5 protein-coding genes are annotated in these 6,346 nt (G+C 71.2%); all 5 read left to right on the top strand.

Annotation, left to right across the window (positions count from 1 at the left end; genetic code table 11):
* The first annotated feature begins 160 nt into the window (after nucleotides 1-160).
* A complete protein-coding gene (tkt, locus tag IE177_RS32475) occupies nucleotides 161-2,236 on the top strand; it encodes a transketolase (RefSeq protein ID WP_190019060.1) in 2,076 nt (691 codons plus the stop codon).
* An 18-nt stretch (nucleotides 2,237-2,254) separates the two neighbouring features.
* On the top strand, nucleotides 2,255-3,400 hold the full coding sequence (gene tal / locus IE177_RS32480; RefSeq protein ID WP_190019061.1) for a transaldolase: 1,146 nt from the start codon (nucleotides 2,255-2,257) through the stop codon (nucleotides 3,398-3,400).
* Nucleotides 3,397-4,983 (top strand): glucose-6-phosphate dehydrogenase, encoded by a 1,587-nt coding sequence (gene zwf / locus IE177_RS32485; protein WP_190019062.1) that lies wholly within the window; start codon nucleotides 3,397-3,399, stop codon nucleotides 4,981-4,983. The genes tal and zwf overlap by 4 nt, the downstream gene beginning before the upstream one ends.
* A complete protein-coding gene (opcA, locus tag IE177_RS32490; RefSeq protein ID WP_190019063.1) occupies nucleotides 4,980-5,906 on the top strand; it encodes a glucose-6-phosphate dehydrogenase assembly protein OpcA in 927 nt (308 codons plus the stop codon). Before zwf ends, opcA begins: the two co-directional genes overlap by 4 nt.
* A 13-nt stretch (nucleotides 5,907-5,919) precedes the next feature.
* On the top strand, nucleotides 5,920-6,346 hold a 427-nt coding region (locus IE177_RS32495; protein ID WP_506005067.1), incomplete at its 3' end, for a phosphoglucose isomerase-related protein.

The raw sequence follows: 6,346 nt of genomic DNA on the forward strand, positions 1-6,346 counted from the left end.
GCCGTGTGCCGTCCCGTCCGACCCGTCGTCCGATGCCGCCTGCCCGATGTCCCAGATTCACCACAGGCTGACACACCTCGACCTTCCCCCCAAAAAGTCAGACTTTTAGATTTGAACGCGGACGGCCCACAGTCGCGCAGTGAGCGAGGACTTCTTGAACATGAGCACGCAGACACCCGAGAGTTTCGAGTGGACGGACCTCGACCGGCGCGCCGTGGACACGGCCCGCCTGCTGGCGGCCGACGCGGTACAGAAGGCCGGCAACGGCCACCCGGGCACCGCGATGAGCCTGGCGCCCGCCGCGTACACGGTCTTTCAGAAGGTGATGCGTCATGATCCGGCCGACCCGGAGTGGGCGGGCCGTGACCGCTTCGTGCTGTCCCCCGGCCACACCTCGCTGACGCTGTACACCCAGCTCTTCCTCGCCGGGTACGAGCTGGAGCTGGACGACCTGCGGGCGTTCCGCACGCACGGTTCGAAGACGCCTGGCCATCCCGAGTACGGGCATACGGCGGGTGTGGAGACCACCACCGGTCCGCTCGGCCAGGGCGTCGCGAACGCCGTCGGCATGGCCATGGCCGCCCGCTACGAGCGCGGCCTGTTCGACCCGGAGGCCCCCGCGGGCGCCTCCCCGTTCGACCACACCGTCTGGGCGATCGTCTCCGACGGCGACCTGGAGGAGGGTGTCTCCGCCGAGGCGTCGTCGCTGGCCGGCCACCAGAGGCTCGGCAACCTGGTCTTCCTCTACGACGACAACCACATCTCCATCGAGGGCGACACCGCGACCGCCTTCTCCGAGGACGTGCTGAAGCGGTACGAGGCCTACGGCTGGCACACCCGGCGCGTCGAGCCCACCGCCGACGGCGACGTCGACGTGCCCGCCCTGTACGCGGCGCTGAGGGCGGCGCGGGAGGAGACCGGGCGGCCCTCGATCATCGCGATGCGCACGATCATCGCCTGGCCGGCCCCGAACGCGCGGAACACCGAGGCCTCGCACGGCTCGGCGCTCGGCGAGGAGGAGATCGCCGCCACCAAGCGCCTGCTCGGCTTCGACCCCGAGCAGGCCTTCGAGGTGACCGACGAGGTCCTCGCGCACACCCGCCGGGCCCTGGACCGGGGCGCCGAGGCGCACGTGGCCTGGGACAAGCGGATCGCCGAGTGGCGTACGGCCCACCCGGAGCGGGCGCTGCTGTTCGACCGGATCGGCAGGGGCGAGCTGCCCGAGGGCTGGGAGGACGCCCTGCCGGTGTTCGAGGAGGGCAAGCCGGTCGCGACCCGTGCCGCCTCCGGCAGGGTGCTGCAGGCGCTCGGCCCGGTGATCCCGGAACTGTGGGGCGGCTCCGCCGACCTGGCCGGGTCCAACAACACCACCATCGACAGGTCCAGCTCCTTCCTGCCGGAGGGCAACCCGCTGCCGGAGGCCGACCCGTACGGCCGCACCGTGCACTTCGGCATCCGCGAGTTCTCGATGGCCGCGGAGATGAACGGCATCGCCCTGCACGGCAACACCCGGATCTACGGCGGCACCTTCCTGGTGTTCTCCGACTACATGCGCAACGCCGTCCGTATGTCGGCGCTGATGCAGCTGCCGGTGACGTACGTGTGGACGCACGACTCCATCGGCCTCGGCGAGGACGGCCCCACCCACCAGCCGGTCGAGCACCTGGCCTCGCTGCGCGCCATCCCTGGCCTGAACGTCGTCCGCCCGGCGGACGCCAACGAGACCGCGATCGCCTGGGCCGAGATCCTGAGGAGGCACGCCACCAGCCCTGCCCCGCACGGGCTCGCGCTCACCCGCCAGGGCGTGCCGACGTACGCGCCGAACGAGGACGCGGCCAAGGGCGGCTACGTACTGCGCGAGTCCTCGACGGAGGTCCCGGAGGTGATCATCATCGCGACGGGCTCCGAGGTGCAGCTGGCCGTGTCCGCGCGGGAGCGGCTGGAGGCCGGGGGAATCGGCACCCGGGTGGTGTCGATGCCTTCCGTGGAGTGGTTCGAGGAGCAGCCGCGCGGGTACCGCGAGCGGGTGCTGCCCCCGGGCGTGCGGGCACGGGTCGCGGTCGAGGCCGGTATCGGTCTGACCTGGCACCGGTTCGTGGGCGACGCCGGCCGCATCGTCTCGCTGGAGCACTTCGGTGCCTCCGCGGACGCCGGGACGCTGTTCGCCGCATACGGCTTCACCCCTGAGAACGTCGCCGCCGCAGCCCGCGAGTCGCTCGCTGCCGCGCGCGCCTGACACCGACGCGAAAGAAAGATGATCACAGTGACCGAAGCAATCGCGACCCCCGGAGCCCTCAAGCGCCTCGCCGACGAAGGCGTGTCGATCTGGCTCGACGACCTGTCGCGGAAGCGGATCGTCTCGGGTGGCCTCGCCGATCTGGTGGCGAGCGGAACCGCCGTCGGTGTCACCACCAACCCGTCGATCTTCCAGGCCGCCATAGGCTCCGGGGAGGGTTACGAGGAGCAGCTGACCGACCTCGCCGTACGGGATGTCACGGTCGACGAGGCCGTCCGGATGATGACGACCGCCGACGTGCGGGCCGCCGCCGACGTCCTGCGCCCGGTCTACGACGCCACGGACGGCCGTGACGGCCGCGTCTCCATCGAGGTCGACCCCCGCCTCGCGCACGACACGGCGGCGACCGTCGCCGAGGCCAAGCAGCTGGCCTGGCTGGTCGACCGGCCGGGCGTGATGATCAAGATTCCCGCGACCAGGGCGGGGCTCCCGGCGATCACCGAGGTCGTCGGCCTCGGCATCAGCGTCAACGTCACGCTGATCTTCTCCCTGGAGCGCTACCGCGAGGTCATGGACGCCTACCTGGCCGGTCTGGAGAAGGCCCGTGAGCGGGGCGTCGACCTGTCGACGGTCCACTCGGTGGCGTCCTTCTTCGTCTCCCGGGTGGACAGCGAGATCGACAAGCGGCTGACCGCCCTCGGCACCGACGAGGCCCTCGCGCTCAGGGGCCGCGCCGCCCTCGCCAACGCCCGCCTCGCATACCAGTCCTACGAGGAGGTCTTCGGCTCCGCCCGCTGGCTGGCGCTCGCCGGTGAGCGGGCGAACCGGCAGCGCCCGCTGTGGGCGTCCACCGGGGTCAAGGACCCCGCCTACAAGGACACCCTGTACGTGGACGAGCTGGTCGCGCCGGGCACCGTCAACACCATGCCGGAGGCCACGCTGAACGCCGTCGCCGACCACGGCGAGATCACCGGTGACACGGTGACCGGCGGCTACGCGCAGGCGCACGCCGACCTCGCCGCCGTCGAGCGGCTCGGCATCTCCTACGACGAGGTCGTCCGGCAACTGGAGGACGAGGGCGTCGCCAAGTTCGAGGCGGCCTGGCAAGAGCTGCTGGACGCCGTCGCGACGTCTCTGAGGAACAAGGGAGCTGACGCCCGATGACCGAGAACGCCCCCACCGCCCCCGCGACCGGGGAGGTCCGTGTGCCGGTGGGCCCGGCCGCCGACTGGGTGAACCCGCTGCGGGACGCCGTCGACCGCCGGCTCCCCCGGATCGCGGGACCGTCCGGCCTCGTCATCTTCGGGGTGACCGGCGACCTGTCCCGCAAGAAGCTGATGCCGGCCGTGTACGACCTGGCCAACCGCGGCCTGCTGCCGCCGGGCTTCTCCCTCGTCGGCTTCGCCCGCCGGGACTGGGAGGACCAGGACTTCGCGCAGGTCGTGCACGACGCGGTGCGCGAGCACGCCCGCACCCCGTTCCGCGAGGAGGTGTGGCAGCAGCTCGCCGAGGGCATGCGCTTCATCCCCGGCGACTTCGACGACGACACCGCCTTCAAGCAGCTGAAGGACGCCGTCGACGAGCTGGACTCCTCCCGCGGCACCGGCGGCAACTTCGCCTTCTACCTCTCGGTGCCGCCGAAGTTCTTCCCGAAGGTCGTCCAGCAGCTGAAGAAGCACGGCCTGGCGAGCCCCCCGCAGGGCGCGTGGCGGCGGGCGGTCATCGAGAAGCCCTTCGGGCACGACCTGGCCAGCGCCATCGAGCTGAACAAGATCGTGCACGAGGTGTTCGAGCCGGACCAGGTGTTCCGCATCGACCACTATCTCGGCAAGGAGACCGTCCAGAACATCCTGGCGCTGCGCTTCGCCAACCAGATGTACGAGCCGATCTGGAACCGGTCGTACGTCGACCACGTGCAGATCACGATGGCCGAGGACATCGGCATCGGCGGCCGGGCCGGCTACTACGACGGCATCGGCGCCGCACGTGACGTCATCCAGAACCACCTGCTCCAGCTCATGGCGCTCACCGCCATGGAGGAGCCCATCGCGTTCGACGCGGAGGCGCTGCTCACCGAGAAGCTGAAGGTGCTCAAGTCCGTGCGGCTGCCGGAGGACCTCGGCCGGCACACCGTGCGCGGCCAGTACGCGGCCGGCTGGCAGGGCGGCGAGAAGGTCGTCGGCTACCTGCACGAGGACGGCATCGACCCCAAGTCGAAGACCGACACCTTCGCGGCGGTCAAGCTGGGCATCGACAACCGCCGCTGGGCGGGCGTGCCGTTCTACCTGCGCACCGGCAAGCGGCTGGGCCGCCGGGTGACGGAGATCGCGGTGGTCTTCACGCGGGCCCCGCACTCCCCGTTCGACTCCACCGCCACCGAGGAGCTGGGCCAGAACGCGATCGTGATCCGCGTCCAGCCGGACGAGGGCATGACCGTCCGGTTCGGCTCGAAGGTGCCGGGCACCTCGATGGAGATCCGGGACGTGTCCATGGACTTCGCCTACGGCGAGTCGTTCACCGAGTCGAGCCCGGAGGCCTACGAGCGGCTCATCCTGGACGTGCTGCTCGGCGACGCCAACCTGTTCCCCCGTCACCAGGAAGTGGAAGAGTCCTGGAAGATCCTCGACCCGATCGAGGCCTACTGGGCGGCGCACGGCAGGCCGGCGCAGTACGCGTCGGGCAGCTGGGGGCCGAGGGAAGCCGACGAGATGCTCGCACGAGACGGACGGAGCTGGCGCAGGCCATGAAGATCGACCTGACCGACACCACGGCAAGCAAGATCAACAAGGCGCTGGTCAAGGGCCGCCGCGCCATCGGCACACCCGCCGTGGGCATGGTCCTGACGATGGTCATCGTCACGGACGAGGAGAACGCCTACGACTCGATCAAGGCGGCCGAGGAGGCCTCGCACGAGCACCCCTCGCGCACCCTGGTCGTCATCAAGCGGCACGCCCGCACGCTGCGCGACCGCACCGCCTCCCGCCTCGACGCCGAGGTCCGCGTCGGCTCGGAGGCCGGCACCGGCGAGACGGTCGTGCTGCGCACCTACGGCGAGGTGTCCGACCACGCGGACTCGGTGGTGCTGCCGCTGCTGCTGCCGGACGCCCCGGTGGTCGTGTGGTGGCCGGTGGAGGCGCCCGAGGCCCCGGCCAAGGACCCGCTCGGGGCGCTCGCCCAGCGCCGGATCACCGACCTGTACGCCGTCGAACGCCCGCTGGAGGTCCTGGAGACCCGCCTGCGCAACTACGCGCCCGGCGACACCGACCTCGCCTGGACCCGGCTGACCCTGTGGCGGTCGATGCTGGCCGCGGCCCTCGACCAGGCCCGGGTGAAGGTGACGTCCGCGGCCGTCGAGGCCGAGCAGGACAACCCCAGCGCCGAGCTGCTGGCCCGGTGGCTCCAGGCCCGCCTGAACGTCCCGGTGGACCGGGTGGTGACCGGCGGCCCGTTCGTCACGGCCGTGCGGCTCGGCACGGAGAACGGCGAGATCGTGGTCGACCGCCCCGCGGGCCCCCTGGCCACGCTGACGCTGCCGGGCCAGCCGCCGCGCGCCCTCGCCCTGAAGGTCCGCGCCACCTCGGAACTCATCGCCGAGGAACTGCGCCGCCTCGACGCCGACGAGATGTACGCCATCGCCCTCAAGGGCGAGGCCACCAAGGAGAACGCCTGACATGTCCGACGCCCTGTCAGACACCCCCCAGCTGAACCGCAGGCCCGAGTGGACGGCCCTCGCCGACCACCGCGCGGCGGGGACGCCGCGCCTGCGCGACCTGTTCGCGAAGGATCCCGGCCGTGCCGAGCGGTACGTCGTCACGGCCGGCGACCTCCACATCGACTACAGCAAGCACCTGATCACCGACGAGACGCTGGCCCTGCTCCAGGAACTCGCCGCCGCGACGGGCGTGTTCGGGCTGCGGGACGCCATGTTCGGTGGTGAGCGGATCAACGTCACCGAGGACCGGGCGGTGCTGCACACCGCGTTGCGGGCCCCGCGGGACGCGGTGGTGGAGGTCGGTGGCGAGGACGTGGTGGCGAAGGTCCACGAGGTCCTCCAGAAGATGGCCGGTTTCGCCGGCCGGGTCCGTTCGGGTGAGTGGACCGGTCACACCG

This window comes from Streptomyces lucensis JCM 4490 (assembly GCF_014650035.1).
GTDB lineage: Bacteria > Actinomycetota > Actinomycetes > Streptomycetales > Streptomycetaceae > Streptomyces > Streptomyces lucensis.

Excerpts from the sequence above, each read along its gene's own strand:
- tkt (WP_190019060.1), top strand. The coding sequence starts at position 161 with ATGAGCACGCAGACACCCGAGAGTTTCGAGTGGACGGACCTCGACCGG.
- tal (WP_190019061.1), top strand. The coding sequence starts at position 2,255 with ATGATCACAGTGACCGAAGCAATCGCGACCCCCGGAGCCCTCAAGCGC.
- zwf (WP_190019062.1), top strand. The coding sequence starts at position 3,397 with ATGACCGAGAACGCCCCCACCGCCCCCGCGACCGGGGAGGTCCGTGTG.
- opcA (WP_190019063.1), top strand. The coding sequence starts at position 4,980 with ATGAAGATCGACCTGACCGACACCACGGCAAGCAAGATCAACAAGGCG.